Raw genomic sequence first — 14,201 nt, 5'->3', positions numbered from 1 at the left:
TTAATTCGTTTGTTGCCAAGTAGTAATCCAAGTGGCTAAAGCATCAATAAAAGCATCATTGTCATTCAAACAAGGAATAGTCTTAAATGATGTTCCTCCGTGGTGTAAGAATTCATCCCGTGCTTCCATCCCAATTTCCTCTAGTGTTTCTAAACAGTCTGCAACGAAAGCTGGAGTTACCACAGCCAAGTGTTTAATGCCATTTTCGGCTAATTGATTCACGGTTTTATCTGTTGGTGGTTGAAGCCATTTATCTGGACCTAAACGCGATTGAAAGGTGTTGGTATACTTGCCTTCAGGAATGTTAAGCTTTTCAACTACTTGTTTTGTTGTTTCTAAACATTGATGTCTATAGCAATGTTGATGGGCAACTGAAGGCGTATTACAACAAGAACCATCAATTTTACAATGCGATTTTGTGGTGTCTGATTTATAGATGTGACGTTCTGGTACACCGTGATAGGAGAATAGAATGTGATCCCATTCGTTTTGATCTAAATGGGTCTGGATAGATGTTGCCAAAGCATCAATGTATTCCTGTCTGTTGTAAAACGCAGGCATACTGGTGATGGTCATATTGGCAAAGTGTTTTTTGCGCAATTCTTCAGCTAAAACCTCAATAGTTTCTGTCGTCGCCATGGCAAATTGAGGATATAGGGGAATCATGAAAACATCGGTTACACCTTTGTCTTTCAATTCTTGTAGCCCTGTTTTGATTGAAGGTTCTCCATAACGCATCGCTAGTGCGATAGGTAAATCAATCTTCTGTTGTAATTTTTTTTGCTGACGCTGAGAAATGACAATTAATGGTGATCCTTCTGGCCACCATACTTTTTGATAAGCTTCTGCTGATTTTTTAGGTCTTGTGTTGAGGATGATCCCCTTAACTAAGAACGCTCTTAGCAAATAAGGCATATCAATGACTCTTTTGTCCATTAAAAATTCATCCAAATAAGGTTTTACATCCTCGGCAGTTGGAGATTTTGGCGAACCTAAATTTACAAGTAGTATCCCTTTCATTATTGATTGTTTGAATTAATTGACATTAAATATTTTTTTGGCGTAATGCCGTATTTCTTTTTAAAAGCTGAAATGAAGTGGCTGGCAGAGCTATAGCCAATCTTTAATCCAACCTCATTTACGTTGTAATTCCCTTCGTCTAACAACTTTCTCGCATATTCCATCTTGTAATCAAACAAAAAGCTGAACACAGAATCCCCATAAATTTGCTTGAACCCGATTTTGAGCTTCTTGATGTTTAAACCGATGTGATCGGCTAACTCTTGCAGGGTAGGTGGTTCTGTCATTTGCTGGATAATAATATCCTTCGCTTGTTTGATTTTTAAAACATCTTCTTCATCTGATAGAAAAGGACAGTTGTCTATATTTTGTTCCTCGTTATAATTAAATACGAGGCTTAATAGCTCATAGGTCTTTCCTTTATAGAATAGGTTTTTTACTGAAGGATGCATGGATGCATTGAGCATTTGTGTCAATACTATCGCAATAGCAGGGGTGATTTTTTCTTCCGTATAATACTTTTTTTCTTTATTCTCTTCGGTTAGAAAACCAATAAATTCCGCTTCGGATGAAAATAGGGAGTGAAATTTTTTAATCGGAATCATCAAGCAAATAATCGCAGATTGACTCTTTACTTCTAAGTGAACCGGCAGTTGTTTTTGCGGATTATACAAAAGAAGTGATTTCTCTTCTGGTAAGTCTAAGGTATAGGCGCCGTGATTGTAAATAAACTGGCCGCTGCCTTTTAAACAGAAGTAAAATTGGATAATATCCGTGCCAATCTCCTTGTGGAAACTATAGGATTGCGGAAGGGTATTGTCTATTTTATAAACCGAAAATTCAGGGTCTATGTTGATTTCTTCTATGGGACTCATAGCGTTATTTTTTTGAAAGGCAAGGAAACGCAATCTTGTATTTTTTATTTAGAATGATTCTATATAAAGTCTTTTGTAACCCTTGCTAATACTGCAAATGTACTGTATTATAATGAAATATTGTCAAATGTTTTTCTTTTTCTTTCAGCGTTATTAATAGTCCTTCTAGCGTTACTTTTATCGAATCATTAGCGCTAAATTTGCTTACTTTTGAAATTGAAATAGATATGGAAAAAATAGATAAGGTCAAATCAACTACTTTTTATGCAGTGGGATTAAGCTATAAAAAAGCGGACGCTGAGATGAGAGGAAAGTTTAGTTTGAGTGATACGGCCAAAGAAAATCTATTACGTCAAGCGAAAGAAGAAGGAATAGAAAGTTTAATTGTGATCTCTACGTGTAATCGAACAGAGATTTACGGTTTTGCACAACATCCCTTTGAATTGATCAAGTTATTATGTGATAATAGTAATGGAACGGTTGACGATTTCCGACAAGTGGCTTATGTGTGTAAAAACAATGAGGCCATTCGTCACTTATTTCGCGTTGGAACAGGATTAGATAGCCAAATCTTAGGCGATTTCGAGATTATTAGTCAAATTCGCAATGGTTTTGTATTGGCTAAAGAACAAGGATTGACCACCAACTACTTTGAGCGTTTAGTCAATGCAGTGATTCAAGCAAGCAAACGCATTAAAAACGAAACCGAGCTCAGTTCAGGGGCTACTTCTGTTTCTTTTGCTGCAGTGCAGTATATTATGGATCAAGTTCACGATATATCAGCGAAAAACATTCTTTTGTTTGGAACGGGCAAAATCGGCCGTAATACCTGTGAGAATCTTGTTAAACACACTCACAACGATCACATTGTCTTAATTAACAGAACCAAAGAACGTGCTTTAGAAGTGGCGGGGAAGTTTAATCTACACGTAAAAGATTACGAAAATCTAGAAGAAGAAATTTCAAAATCGGATGTGTTGGTCGTAGCTACGGGGGCTCAACAGCCTACGGTTGATTTATCGACACTACAATTGAACAAACCGTTGACAATATTAGATTTATCTATTCCAAAAAATGTCGACCCCTTGGTTGCCTCACATCCAATGGTCGAGCTCATTCACATGGATGACCTATCTAAGATGACGGATAAAACCATCGAGAGAAGAAAAGAATTCATCCCTCAAGCAGAAGAAATTATAGACGAAGTGATGTCGGAATTTGTTGCTTGGACCAAAATGAGAAAGTTTGCTCCGACGATCCATGCCTTAAAAACGCGATTAGAACAAATAAAAGATGGAGAAATTGACTACCATCGAAAAAAATATGAGAACTTTGATAGTGATCAAGCTGAAGTAATAACGATGCGTATTATTCAGAAGATCACCACACACTTTGCCAATCATCTGCGACATGAGGAAACCGTTGTTGATGACAGCATTGAATGGATAGAAAAAGTTTTTCAATTAGATACAAGACAAAATGGATAGAATTATTCGTATCGGTACACGCGATAGTGAACTTGCTATGTGGCAGGCAACAACAGTGGAAAAGGCATTAAATGCATTGGGATATCAAACGGAATTAGTTCCGGTGAAGTCCGAAGGAGATTTAGTATTGGACAAGCCTTTATATGAAATGGGTATTACGGGTATTTTTACCAAAACCTTGGATGTAGCCATGATCAACAAACAAGTTGATATTGCGGTGCATTCGATGAAGGATGTGCCAACGGCTTTGCCGCAGGGTATCGTACAAGCAGCAGTATTACAAAGAGCTAATACAGTTGATATTTTACTACACAAAGGAGATACTTCTTTTTTAGATCCAGAAGCAGAAGCTGTAGTAGCGACGGGAAGTTTAAGACGAAAAGCCCAATGGTTGAATCGCTTTCCCAAACATACGCTCGTAGATTTAAGAGGAAATGTCAATACGAGAATGCAAAAACTAAGTGACAATGCGGATTGGAAAGGAGCCATCTTTGCTTCTGCAGGGTTAGATCGCATTAAAAAGAAACCGAAGGGTTTTGTCAATTTGGATTGGATGATTCCAGCACCTGCACAAGGAGCTATGGTGGTAGTAGCGATGGCAGAGGATTCTTTTGCCTTGGATGCACTACGTCAGTTGAACGATTATGAAGCGGAAATGACTACGCATATTGAACGTCAGTTCTTGCGTACGCTAGAGGGTGGATGTACGGCGCCAATTGGTGCAATCGCTACCTATAACCAAAAAGAAGAAACCATTGATTTTACAGGGGTATTGTTGTCTTTAGATGGGAAAGAAAAATTCGAAATCACGAAGACAGTACCTATCCAAGAATGGAAAAAACTGGGATTTTTTGCCGCACAAGAATTGTTGACCAATGGCGGACAAGCCTTGATGGAGAAACTTCGTCAGGAATTAAAACGATAACAAATGCCTACGGTTTTATCAACGCGTCGATTGAGTGAAGCGCAGCATCAACTTCTAGATACGGCAGCTATACAGTGGATAGAAGAGGATTTTATTGCGACAATTCCCCAAGATTTTACCGTTGATAGGGTGAGAGATTTAGTGCTATTTACCAGTCAAAATGCAGTGAAAAGCGTATTGAATAACTCAAAAGCACAATTGCTCAAGACCAAACCTGCCCTTTGTGTAGGAGTGAAAACGCAAGCGCTTTTAGTGGAACATGGATGGGAAGTGCTCGCTTGGACGCATTATGCTAAAGAATTAACAGCGGTTATTGAACGCGATTTTGCCCATCGAAGTTTTTCTTTTTGCTGTGGAAATATTCGACGTGAGGTATTGCCGACGTTTTTTAACGAACAGCAAATTGTTTTTGATGAATATGAAGCCTATCAAACGGTGAAACAACCCCATCAAATCCAACAAAAAATAGATGGCATTTGTTTTTACAGCCCATCGGCTATTGAGAGTTTTTTACAAAACAATCAAATTACAACGGAAGTTTGCTTTTGTATAGGAGATACAACAGCAGATGCACTCAAAGAGATTACAACGCAAATTGTGGTAGCTAGTCAACCAACAATCGAAGCTACCTTACAATCGTGCTTAGCATATTATAAATAGTGTCAGCTAAAATTGACGTAATTAAATGGTTTAGAAATGATTAAAAATGATTTATTCTTAAGAGCTTTAAAAGGAGAAACGGTGGAAAGACCACCCGTTTGGATGATGCGTCAAGCAGGTAGATACTTACCAGAATTCCGCGCTTTACGAGATAAATACGATTTTTTTACCCGTTGTAGAATGCCAGAAATCGCAGCTGAAATTACGGTACAACCGATTCGTATTGTGAAACCAGATGCAGCCATTCTATTTTCGGATATTTTAGTTGTTCCACAAGCCATGAATATCCATGTGGAAATGAAGGAAGGAGTAGGACCTTGGGTACCGAATCCAATTCGCTCTGCTAAGGATGTTGAACAAGTAATCATCCCCAATATAGAAGAAACGTTGGGTTATGTGATGGATGCTATTAAGGTCACCAAAGAAATGTTGAACGATGAGGTTCCTTTGATTGGTTTCGCAGGTTCTCCTTGGACCATCTTCTGTTATGCAGTAGAAGGAAAAGGATCTAAAAGCTTTGATTTAGCTAAAGGATTCTGTTTCTCAGATCCTGTCGCAGCGCATACCTTGTTACAAAAAATTACGGATACCACGATTTTATACTTAAAAGAAAAAGTAAGAGCAGGGGTAGATGCTGTTCAGATTTTTGACTCTTGGGGAGGCATGCTTTCTCCAGTAGATTATCAAGAATTTTCATGGAAATATATCAATCAAATTATAGAGGCACTAGCGGAGATTACACCTGTTATCGTATTTGGTAAAGGATGCTGGTTTGCATTGCCTGAAATGGCACAGTCTAAAGCGTCTGCTCTAGGAGTAGATTGGACTTGTAGCCCACAAAATGCACGTTTATTTACCGGTGGGAATATTACGCTACAAGGAAATTTTGATCCAAGTAGATTAATGTCCCCAATTCCTACCATTAAAAAAATGGTGCATGAGATGATCGATGCTTTCGGAAAAGATAAATACATCGTGAACTTAGGACATGGTATCTTACCCCATATTCCTGTTGATCACGCCAAAGCTTTTATTGAAGCAGTAAAAGAATACGAACACAAATAAGAAAATAACGCAAAAAGGTTTACGAAATAGCGTAAACTTTTTTGCTTTTTTATAAGAAGGCCTATGTTAAACAAAGGAGTTAAAAGCGAAGAAGACAGACGAATCGAATCGATTGTCGTAAAACTTTCATCAATTGGATTTGTCCCTGATGATCTACAAGTAAAAGAAGAAATTGATGTTGAACTAGGTAAAATGGGTCTGACGTATGAGATTTTAGTATCGATGGAACCAACAGCACTCCATGCACATTTAGTGCAGTTCAATTTTGGATGGGATCGCATGGAACAATTTGCTGATGTATTAGTTAACTGGTCCAAAACTGAGCCCCAATTCAAAGCAAAAGCGAAGAACTTATATACTTTTATTCAAAATGAAAGCAAAGCTTTCTCCTTTGAAATAATGGGTAAAATCGCTCAACTATAACAGAAAGAAATTAAACGTATACGCTTGTTTAAGGGAAGTATGAAAGAAAAATTTTATCAGTATATACAACAGCTTCAAGATCAAATTACATCGAGATTAGAAGAGGTGGATGGAGCAGTTAAATTCCAACAAGACCTATGGGAACGCCCTGGAGGTGGAGGTGGAAGAACACGTGTTATTGAAAATGGACGTGTATTTGAAAAAGGAGGAGTAAATATTTCTGCAGTACACGGAGCATTGCCTGTTGCGATGCAAAAATATTTTAATGTAGGAGATGTCGATTTTTACGCTTGTGGATTGAGCTTAGTCATCCACCCTAAAAGTCCGGTGGTGCCAACAGTTCACGCCAATTGGCGTTACTTTGAAATGTACGATAAAGAAGGAAAAGTAGTGCGTTCTTGGTTTGGAGGAGGACAGGATTTAACGCCTTATTATCTATTTGAGGAAGATGCTATTCACTTTCATCAAGTGTGTAAAAAGGCTTGTGATCAACACGATGCAACATTTTATCCGCTTTATAAAAAACAATGTGACGAATATTTCTGGAATGCACACCGAGAAGAAGCACGAGGAATAGGGGGATTGTTTTTCGATCGATTGGAAGAAACAGCAGATAAATCTGCTCAACAATGGTATGATTTTGTTACTACAGTAGGAAATAGCTTCCTGGAGGCCTATGTACCCATTGTTGAAAAGCGTAAAACGTTAACCTATACCGATGAACAACGCACTTGGCAAGAAATTCGAAGAGGACGTTATGTGGAATTTAATTTAGTTCACGATAAAGGAACACTATTCGGATTGAAAACCAATGGACGTATTGAATCCATTTTGATGAGTTTACCTCCACATGTTCAATGGGTATATGACCACCAACCAGAAGTAGGTAGTCAAGAAGAAAAATTATTGGACGTATTAGCCAAACCAATCGATTGGTTGAAAATTACGTAGGGGTGTATGGCAATACACCCATTGATTAACGATTATATAGGGGTGTATGGCAATACACCCATTGATTAACGATTATATAGGAGTGTATGACCATACCCCCATTGATTAACGATTATATAGGAGTGTATGACCATACCCCCATTGATTAACGATTACGTAGGAGTGTATGACCATACCCCATTGATTAACGATTATATAGGAGTGTATGACCATACACCCGTTGATTTACATCCATCTTTTATAAAGACAGAATCAAATTTAGAAGGAATAAAATAGTTCATTCTTATAGGGGTACAAGACCTTGTACCCGTACTTATCAATAAAAAACCAAATACTATGTTTCCATTACAAAGAGGTAGAAGATTAAGAACAAGTGAGTCCATTCGCAGTTTAGTGAGAGAGACGATTGTGACCCCACAAGATTTTATGTTTCCCATGTTTATTGCTGAGGGAACAAATGTAGAAGAACCTATTTTATCCATGCCTGGGATCTATAGAAGATCGGTGGATTTAACGGTAAAAGAGGTAAAAGAATTATATGCGTTGGGCATTCGCGCTGTGAATATCTATGTAAAAGTAAGTGATCACTTAAAAGACAATGCGGGTACTGAGTCATGGAATGCCAATGGATTGATGCAAACTGCAATTAAAGCGATTAAAGATGCTTGTCCTGGGATGATTGTGATGCCCGATGTGGCTTTAGATCCGTATTCGATTTACGGACATGATGGAATCATCGAAAATGGAAAGGTAATCAATGATGCAACTGTAGATGCGCTAACTAGAATGAGTGTATCTCACGCCGCTGCAGGAGCTGATTTTGTGGCTCCAAGTGATATGATGGATGGACGTGTATTGCGCATGCGTGAAGCCTTAGATCAATCGGGTTATACAGATGTTGGAATCATGAGCTATTCTGCTAAATATGCTTCAGCATTTTATGGACCATTTAGAGATGCATTAGATAGTGCACCTCGTGCAAATGTAGAAATTCCAAAAGACAAGAAAACCTATCAAATGGATTACGCCAATCGCATTGAAGCGATAAAAGAAGCGTTGTATGATGTAGAAGAAGGAGCAGATATTGTCATGGTAAAACCGGGGATTGCTTATTTAGATATTGTACGTGAAGTAAAAGACGCAGTGAACGTACCCGTATCGGTATATCACGTATCTGGAGAATATGCCATGGTAAAAGCAGCCGCTGAAAAAGGATGGTTGGATCACGATTTAGTGATGATGGAGCAACTAACGTGTATCAAACGCGCAGGTGCGAGTATCATCTCCACTTATTTTGCAAAAGAAGCAGCAATCTTGCTGAATAAATAATAAAAAAGCTCAGACTTTCTGAGCTTTTTTTATTTGTTTTAAATGAGATTTACTTGTTTTAGGGAAGATAGATGTCGTTTTTTTACATGAATTGGCGTGATTTGTGAAAGAGGGAACCCAAATTGTTTTTGTATTTTTGATACAACAAATAAACAAACAACTTATGCGTAACTATCTACTTAAAGCGATACCGTTTTTTGCAGCAGTACTTTTAGTTTCTTGCGGTAAAAAAGAAGAAAAACAAACCATGCCCGAGCCCGTATATGAATCTGAGCGAGGGGGGGCAACTGAAATGAGCCAAGCAGAAAAAATTGCCTTGGGAAAACAGATTTTTGAGGGAAAAGGAACCTGTGCTTCTTGCCATATAGCAGATAAAAAAGTAATTGGTCCGAGTGTAAGAGAAATTATTGAAATATACGATAAACACGATGTGAGCCTGATTTCCTTTTTAAAAGGACAAGAAGAAGCTATCGTGGATCCTGCACAATTTATCATTATGCAGGCTAACTTAGAGATTACGAAGAAATTTAGTGATGCGGAGTTAGAGGCTTTGGAAGCCTACATGCGCAGCATGTAAATATCCTTTTTTATACGTTATTGTCATCTAAATAAAAAAAGCTTGCGTACAGATTCGGTACTCAAGCTTTTTCTTTTTTTATAAGCTTTCTTTCGTTTAGAATACGTTTTACTTTATGTGAAATTGTTTTTTTATCGCATGGAGAACCGCTTGATGTAAAACAGTTGCGTGTACCTCTTCAGGCATATAATCAAAAGTAGCGTGTATTGCTGGATTTTGTTTCAAGTATGAATAAAAGCGATGGCCTACTTCATACATCATTTCGTCTTCTTCTTTGCTTGGAACACCTACATAAACATTTACGGGCTGTTTTATCTTTTTCAATAAGCACTGATTTGTTTCGTTCAATAATTCTTCTTCTCCCCACCAAAAACTCGGACTTACGATAATGTAATTCGAAAATAAGTTAGGGTGTTTGATTAGTAAATAAGAAGACATCAATCCCGCTAAAGATTCTCCAACAACAGTACGTACATTTGTGGTGTTGTAGTGTTGATCAATATATGGAATCAGTTCTCCTTCTAAAAATGCCGCATAAGGTTCTGCTCCACCGTATTGAGGAAAAAAGTCTTTGCTGTATTTTAGCTTGTCTAAAAAGTCGATGTTAGGTACAGCAAACGTAAAATCTCGTCTGCGGTTGACGTTTTCAATTCCCACCACAATAGCCTCGGGGAATCGATTGATCCAGGGTTGAGAATTAACGCGGAAAATACCCGCTAAATGAATAAAATCTTCTTCAACTCCACCATCTAAAATGTAGACAACTGGGTATTTAATCGTGTCATTCGGTTGATAATAAGGAGGTAAATAGATATTAATCGTTCTCGTCTCATTCAAGATGTTTGATTCTAACGCAATCGATTCGCCAATTGATATTTTTTGTGCTTCTTTTTGTCCAAAGGCTGTAAAAGCAACCAAACAAAAAACAGCAGATAGAACTTTGTTTAAAACTGTCATAGGTTATAAATTAATAAATTCAAATGTAAATAAAATGTAAGGGAGAAGGACAATTTGTCCATAAAAAGTGAGAGTACTGAAATAATGGCAAGTGAGTAGAGAGGAAGTGGGGCTCTTAATCGGAGACCTATTTAGTTGTTTTGATAGCTGTAGTACACAAATCATCTTTAATGGAAAGCCCAGTAGATGCGGGTTATTTAGAAACGTTCTACGGTTTTTTGATTGGTATATTTCGTAATTTTATCCTTCAAAAATAAACGAATAATTCCATGGACTTTATATATCAAGATCCGTATCCAATTCAAAAGGACGATACGAAGTATAAAAAAATTTCTTCTGATTTTGTAAAAATTGAAAAGTTAGGTGATCGCGAAATCTTAGTTGTAGATCCAAAGGCTTTAGAAGTTTTATCTGAAGCGGCGATGACAGATGTTTCTTTCATGTTGAGAACAGCTCACTTAGAAAGTTTAAAAGCAATCCTAGACGATCCAGAAGCAACAGATAACGATCGTTTTGTGGCATATAATTTATTGCAAAATGCAGTTGTGGCGATTGATGGACAATTGCCTTCTTGTCAAGATACAGGAACGGCTATCGTTGTAGCAAAAAAAGGAGAAAATGTATATACAGGATCTAATGATGCTGAAAGTTTATCCAAAGGAATTTTCAATACCTACCAAAAGAAAAATTTGAGATACTCTCAGATTGTTCCCATCAGTATGTTTGAAGAGAAGAACTCAGGATCGAATCTACCTGCTCAAATTGATATTTATGCCACACAAGGTCAGAAATATGAATTTTTATTCTTGGCAAAAGGAGGAGGATCTGCGAATAAAACCTTCTTATACCAAAAGACAAAGTCCTTGTTGAACGATAAAAACCTGACGGAGTTTATCAAAGAAAAAATCATGGATTTAGGTACGTCAGCTTGTCCTCCCTATCACTTAGCATTAGTGATTGGTGGTACATCGGCAGAAGCGAACCTTGCAGCAGTGAAAAAAGCATCTGCAGGGTATTACGATCATTTACCTACTTCTGGTAATATGGGAGGTCAAGCGTTCCGCGATATTGAATGGGAGAAAAAATTACAATTAATCTGCCAAGAATCTCATATTGGAGCACAATTTGGCGGTAAATATTTTACCCATGATGTACGTGTAATTCGCTTACCTCGTCACGCCGCTTCTTGTCCAGTTGGATTAGGAGTTTCTTGTTCGGCAGACCGAAATATCAAAGCAAAAATTACAGCAGAAGGCTTGTTCATCGAACAATTAGAAGAAAATCCAGCGCGTTTATTGCCTGCAGTAGCTCCACATTTAGAAGAGCCTGTTATCATTGATTTAGATAGACCAATGAAAGAGCAATTAGCAGAATTGACCAAACATCCAATTAAAACACGTGTGATGTTAAATGGAACGGTAATTGTTGCTCGTGATATTGCACACGCGAAGATTCAAGAAATGTTAGACAAGGGTGAAGCAATGCCAGAATACTTCAAAAATCACCCTGTATATTATGCAGGACCAGCAAAAACTCCAGAAGGAATGCCTTCAGGAAGTTTTGGGCCAACGACAGCAGGACGTATGGATCCTTATGTAGATGCATTCCAGGCTGTTGGAGGAAGTATGATTATGTTGGCAAAAGGAAACCGTTCTCAAGCGGTAACCGATGCTTGTAAAAAACACGGTGGATTCTATTTGGGATCAATCGGTGGACCTGCAGCCATCTTAGCGAAAGAGAATATCTTGAGTGTTGAGGTTGTTGATTTCCCAGAGTTGGGAATGGAAGCGGTTCGCAAAATCGTGGTAAAAGATTTCCCTGCCTTTATCATTACTGACGATAAAGGAAATGATTTCTTCCAAAATTTGTAAAATAGACGATAACTCAATAACGAGGAAAAGCTGTCTTACTTCGGTAAGGCAGTTTTTTTTTGTACCTGTATACATTAAAACTCTGTTAATTAATTCATTGGAAACTAGTATTCTCCGAGACAATACGTAACTTAATAGAAACTAAAATTATAAAATATGAAAATGTTAGAAAATAAAGTTGCTATTGTTACAGGAGGAGCTTCAGGAATTGGAAAAGCAGTTGTCGAGTTATTTGTAAAAGAAGGCGCAAAAGTCGTAATAGCTGATTTGAATGAAGAATTGGGAAAAAAATTAGCCACTGACTTAGGAGCAGATGTGCATTTTGTAAAGTCAAATGCCGCTTCACCTTCAGACAACGAAGCCTTAGTTGCAGAAACGATAAATAAATTTGGAGCATTAGATATTGCAGTGAATAATGCTGGAATTGGAGGAATGAGTGCCCCAACGGGTGAATATGATATAGAGGAATGGAAAAAAGTAACCTCTATTAATTTAGATGGTGTATTCTACGGGATGCGCTATCAAATTCCAGCGATGTTGAAAAATGGAGGCGGAAGTATTGTCAACATTGCCTCTATTTTAGGCCAAGTTGGTTTTGCCAATTCTCCTGCTTATGTTGCGGCAAAACACGGGGTTGTGGGATTGACGAAATCTGCAGGATGGGAGTATGGAACCCAAGGAATTCGCGTGAATGCTGTAGGACCAGGTTTTATTGAAACGCCATTGTTGGCCTCTATGGATCCTCAAGTAAAACACTTCTTAGAATCTCAACATGCGATGCAGCGTTTGGGTACGCCAGAAGAAGTAGCTGAGATTATTCTCTGGTTAGCTTCAGACAAAGCCTCTTTTGCAACAGGAGGATATTATCCCATTGAAGGAGGATACCTCGCTAAATAGTAAGTTTAGAAAAAGGATGTAGGACATGATGCTACATCCTTTTTTTATATCTAAAATAGAGATGTCAATTATTCCAGTAAAAAAAGTAAATTTGCAGCATGCAATTAGAGAAAAAAGACATACGTAGTTTATCCAAAGAACAATTGAGAGATTTTTTTGTTTCTCAAGGAGATAAATCATTTAGAGGTAATCAGGTGTACGAGTGGTTATGGAGTAAAGGAGCTCATTCTTTCGAGGATATGAGTAATCTCTCTAAAGCTACCCGTCAAATGTTGGAAGATCATTTTGTGATTAACCATATTCGCGTAGACAATATGCAGATTAGTTCGGATGGAACGATTAAAAATGGAGTGAAATTACACGATGGATTAATCGTGGAATCTGTTTTAATCCCTACAGAAACACGTACTACGGCTTGTGTGTCTTCTCAAGTTGGATGTAGTTTAGATTGTGAATTTTGTGCAACAGCAAAATTGAAACGCATGAGAAATCTAAATCCCGATGAAATCTATGATCAAGTCTTAACAATTGATCAACAAAGTCGTCAAAATCACGGTCGTCCACTTTCGAATATTGTTTTCATGGGAATGGGAGAACCCCTGATGAACTACAATAATGTGCAAGCGGCCATTGATAAAATCACCTCAGAAGAAGGATTGGGAATGTCGCCAAAACGCATTACCGTTTCTACTTCAGGTATTCCCAAAATGATTCGCAAACTTGCGGATGATCAAGTGAAATTTAAATTAGCGGTTTCACTTCACTCGGCTATCGAAGAAACGCGTAATCGCATTATGCCTTTCTCTAAAAGCTTCCCATTAACTGATTTAAGAGATGCACTTCAATATTGGTACAGCAAAACAAAAAGCCGAATTACGTTTGAATATGTTGTATGGAAAGGAATTAACGACGACAAAGCATCTATTGATGCCTTGGTGAAATTCTGTAAACAGATGCCAAGTAAAGTTAACCTGATTGAATACAATCCCATTGATGATGGTGAATTTCAACAAGCCGATAATCAGGCAATAGAAAACTACATTAAAGCACTTGAAAATAACGATATTACGGTAGTCGTTAGACGTAGCCGTGGAAAAGATATTGATGCCGCTTGTGGACAATTAGCGAATAAATCATAATAAAAGAGAACTAAAACAATCAAAG

At 37.7% G+C, this 14,201-nt stretch carries 15 protein-coding genes; 12 read left to right on the top strand and 3 right to left on the bottom strand.

Annotated features, from left to right (window positions below):
• Window positions 1-1,020: a ferrochelatase gene (gene hemH, locus HX004_RS11865; protein ID WP_286442755.1), complete on the bottom strand. Its 1,020-nt coding sequence runs from the start codon at window positions 1,018-1,020 to the stop codon at window positions 1-3.
• Window positions 1,020-1,895, bottom strand: coding sequence for an AraC family transcriptional regulator (locus HX004_RS11860; RefSeq protein WP_286442754.1), 876 nt, complete (start codon window positions 1,893-1,895; stop codon window positions 1,020-1,022). The genes hemH and HX004_RS11860 overlap by 1 nt, the downstream gene beginning before the upstream one ends.
• Window positions 1,896-2,122: 227 nt before the next feature.
• Between HX004_RS11860 and hemA the strand changes: the two genes are divergently transcribed.
• From hemA to HX004_RS11815, 9 genes are all read left to right on the top strand, one after another.
• Window positions 2,123-3,382, top strand: coding sequence for a glutamyl-tRNA reductase (gene hemA / locus HX004_RS11855; protein WP_286442752.1), 1,260 nt, complete (start codon window positions 2,123-2,125; stop codon window positions 3,380-3,382).
• A complete protein-coding gene (gene hemC / locus HX004_RS11850) occupies window positions 3,375-4,307 on the top strand; it encodes a hydroxymethylbilane synthase (protein WP_286442750.1) in 933 nt (310 codons plus the stop codon). The genes hemA and hemC overlap by 8 nt, the downstream gene beginning before the upstream one ends.
• A 3-nt stretch (window positions 4,308-4,310) precedes the next feature.
• Window positions 4,311-4,967: a uroporphyrinogen-III synthase gene (locus HX004_RS11845; RefSeq protein WP_286442749.1), complete on the top strand. Its 657-nt coding sequence runs from the start codon at window positions 4,311-4,313 to the stop codon at window positions 4,965-4,967.
• A 36-nt stretch (window positions 4,968-5,003) separates the two neighbouring features.
• The gene (hemE, locus tag HX004_RS11840; RefSeq protein ID WP_286442748.1) at window positions 5,004-6,032 is read left to right on the top strand and encodes a uroporphyrinogen decarboxylase; all 1,029 of its coding nucleotides are present in this window, start codon (window positions 5,004-5,006) and stop codon (window positions 6,030-6,032) included.
• Window positions 6,033-6,095: 63 nt separating this feature from the next.
• On the top strand, window positions 6,096-6,455 hold the full coding sequence (locus HX004_RS11835; RefSeq protein WP_286442746.1) for a hypothetical protein: 360 nt from the start codon (window positions 6,096-6,098) through the stop codon (window positions 6,453-6,455).
• Window positions 6,456-6,494: 39 nt separating this feature from the next.
• Window positions 6,495-7,406: an oxygen-dependent coproporphyrinogen oxidase gene (hemF, locus tag HX004_RS11830; RefSeq protein ID WP_286442745.1), complete on the top strand. Its 912-nt coding sequence runs from the start codon at window positions 6,495-6,497 to the stop codon at window positions 7,404-7,406.
• 126 nt (window positions 7,407-7,532) lie between these two features.
• On the top strand, window positions 7,533-7,682 hold the full coding sequence (locus tag HX004_RS11825) for a hypothetical protein (RefSeq protein ID WP_286442744.1): 150 nt from the start codon (window positions 7,533-7,535) through the stop codon (window positions 7,680-7,682).
• A 60-nt stretch (window positions 7,683-7,742) separates the two neighbouring features.
• Window positions 7,743-8,735 (top strand): porphobilinogen synthase, encoded by a 993-nt coding sequence (gene hemB, locus HX004_RS11820; protein ID WP_182648537.1) that lies wholly within the window; start codon window positions 7,743-7,745, stop codon window positions 8,733-8,735.
• Between the two features lie 163 nt (window positions 8,736-8,898).
• On the top strand, window positions 8,899-9,312 hold the full coding sequence (locus HX004_RS11815) for a c-type cytochrome (protein WP_286442743.1): 414 nt from the start codon (window positions 8,899-8,901) through the stop codon (window positions 9,310-9,312).
• A gap of 108 nt (window positions 9,313-9,420) precedes the next feature.
• Here HX004_RS11815 and HX004_RS11810 read toward each other — a convergent pair whose 3' ends face one another.
• Window positions 9,421-10,269, bottom strand: a complete 849-nt coding sequence (locus HX004_RS11810) for an alpha/beta hydrolase (protein ID WP_286442742.1) — start codon at window positions 10,267-10,269, stop codon at window positions 9,421-9,423.
• Window positions 10,270-10,538: 269 nt separating this feature from the next.
• On the opposite strand from HX004_RS11810, the gene HX004_RS11805 reads away from it, so the two are divergent.
• The 3 genes from HX004_RS11805 (at window position 10,539) to rlmN (ending at window position 14,176) form a co-directional block, all read left to right on the top strand.
• Window positions 10,539-12,140, top strand: a complete 1,602-nt coding sequence (locus HX004_RS11805) for a fumarate hydratase (protein WP_286442741.1) — start codon at window positions 10,539-10,541, stop codon at window positions 12,138-12,140.
• A 156-nt stretch (window positions 12,141-12,296) separates the two neighbouring features.
• Window positions 12,297-13,037 carry an SDR family NAD(P)-dependent oxidoreductase gene (locus HX004_RS11800; protein WP_286442736.1) on the top strand — a complete coding sequence of 247 codons (741 nt, stop codon included), beginning with the start codon at window positions 12,297-12,299 and terminating at the stop codon, window positions 13,035-13,037.
• Window positions 13,038-13,135: 98 nt separating this feature from the next.
• Window positions 13,136-14,176 carry a dual-specificity RNA methyltransferase RlmN gene (gene rlmN / locus HX004_RS11795; RefSeq protein ID WP_286442735.1) on the top strand — a complete coding sequence of 347 codons (1,041 nt, stop codon included), beginning with the start codon at window positions 13,136-13,138 and terminating at the stop codon, window positions 14,174-14,176.
• Window positions 14,177-14,201: the final 25 nt, after the last annotated feature.

It is taken from the genome of Myroides sp. 1354 (genome assembly GCF_030324495.1).
Taxonomy (GTDB): domain Bacteria; phylum Bacteroidota; class Bacteroidia; order Flavobacteriales; family Flavobacteriaceae; genus Flavobacterium.
The sequence above is the reverse complement of the archived record's forward strand: the minus strand, read 5'-3'. Positions and strand labels throughout refer to the sequence as shown.

What these genes read in the sequence shown, in the direction of transcription:
- hemH (WP_286442755.1), bottom strand. Translation starts at nt 1,020, where the DNA reads ATGAAAGGGATACTACTTGTAAATTTAGGTTCGCCAAAATCTCCAACT.
- HX004_RS11860 (WP_286442754.1), bottom strand. Translation starts at nt 1,895, where the DNA reads ATGAGTCCCATAGAAGAAATCAACATAGACCCTGAATTTTCGGTTTAT.
- hemA (WP_286442752.1), top strand. Translation starts at nt 2,123, where the DNA reads ATGGAAAAAATAGATAAGGTCAAATCAACTACTTTTTATGCAGTGGGA.
- hemC (WP_286442750.1), top strand. Translation starts at nt 3,375, where the DNA reads ATGGATAGAATTATTCGTATCGGTACACGCGATAGTGAACTTGCTATG.
- HX004_RS11845 (WP_286442749.1), top strand. Translation starts at nt 4,311, where the DNA reads ATGCCTACGGTTTTATCAACGCGTCGATTGAGTGAAGCGCAGCATCAA.
- hemE (WP_286442748.1), top strand. Translation starts at nt 5,004, where the DNA reads ATGATTAAAAATGATTTATTCTTAAGAGCTTTAAAAGGAGAAACGGTG.
- HX004_RS11835 (WP_286442746.1), top strand. Translation starts at nt 6,096, where the DNA reads ATGTTAAACAAAGGAGTTAAAAGCGAAGAAGACAGACGAATCGAATCG.
- hemF (WP_286442745.1), top strand. Translation starts at nt 6,495, where the DNA reads ATGAAAGAAAAATTTTATCAGTATATACAACAGCTTCAAGATCAAATT.
- HX004_RS11825 (WP_286442744.1), top strand. Translation starts at nt 7,533, where the DNA reads ATGACCATACCCCCATTGATTAACGATTACGTAGGAGTGTATGACCAT.
- hemB (WP_182648537.1), top strand. Translation starts at nt 7,743, where the DNA reads ATGTTTCCATTACAAAGAGGTAGAAGATTAAGAACAAGTGAGTCCATT.
- HX004_RS11815 (WP_286442743.1), top strand. Translation starts at nt 8,899, where the DNA reads ATGCGTAACTATCTACTTAAAGCGATACCGTTTTTTGCAGCAGTACTT.
- HX004_RS11810 (WP_286442742.1), bottom strand. Translation starts at nt 10,269, where the DNA reads ATGACAGTTTTAAACAAAGTTCTATCTGCTGTTTTTTGTTTGGTTGCT.
- HX004_RS11805 (WP_286442741.1), top strand. Translation starts at nt 10,539, where the DNA reads ATGGACTTTATATATCAAGATCCGTATCCAATTCAAAAGGACGATACG.
- HX004_RS11800 (WP_286442736.1), top strand. Translation starts at nt 12,297, where the DNA reads ATGAAAATGTTAGAAAATAAAGTTGCTATTGTTACAGGAGGAGCTTCA.
- rlmN (WP_286442735.1), top strand. Translation starts at nt 13,136, where the DNA reads ATGCAATTAGAGAAAAAAGACATACGTAGTTTATCCAAAGAACAATTG.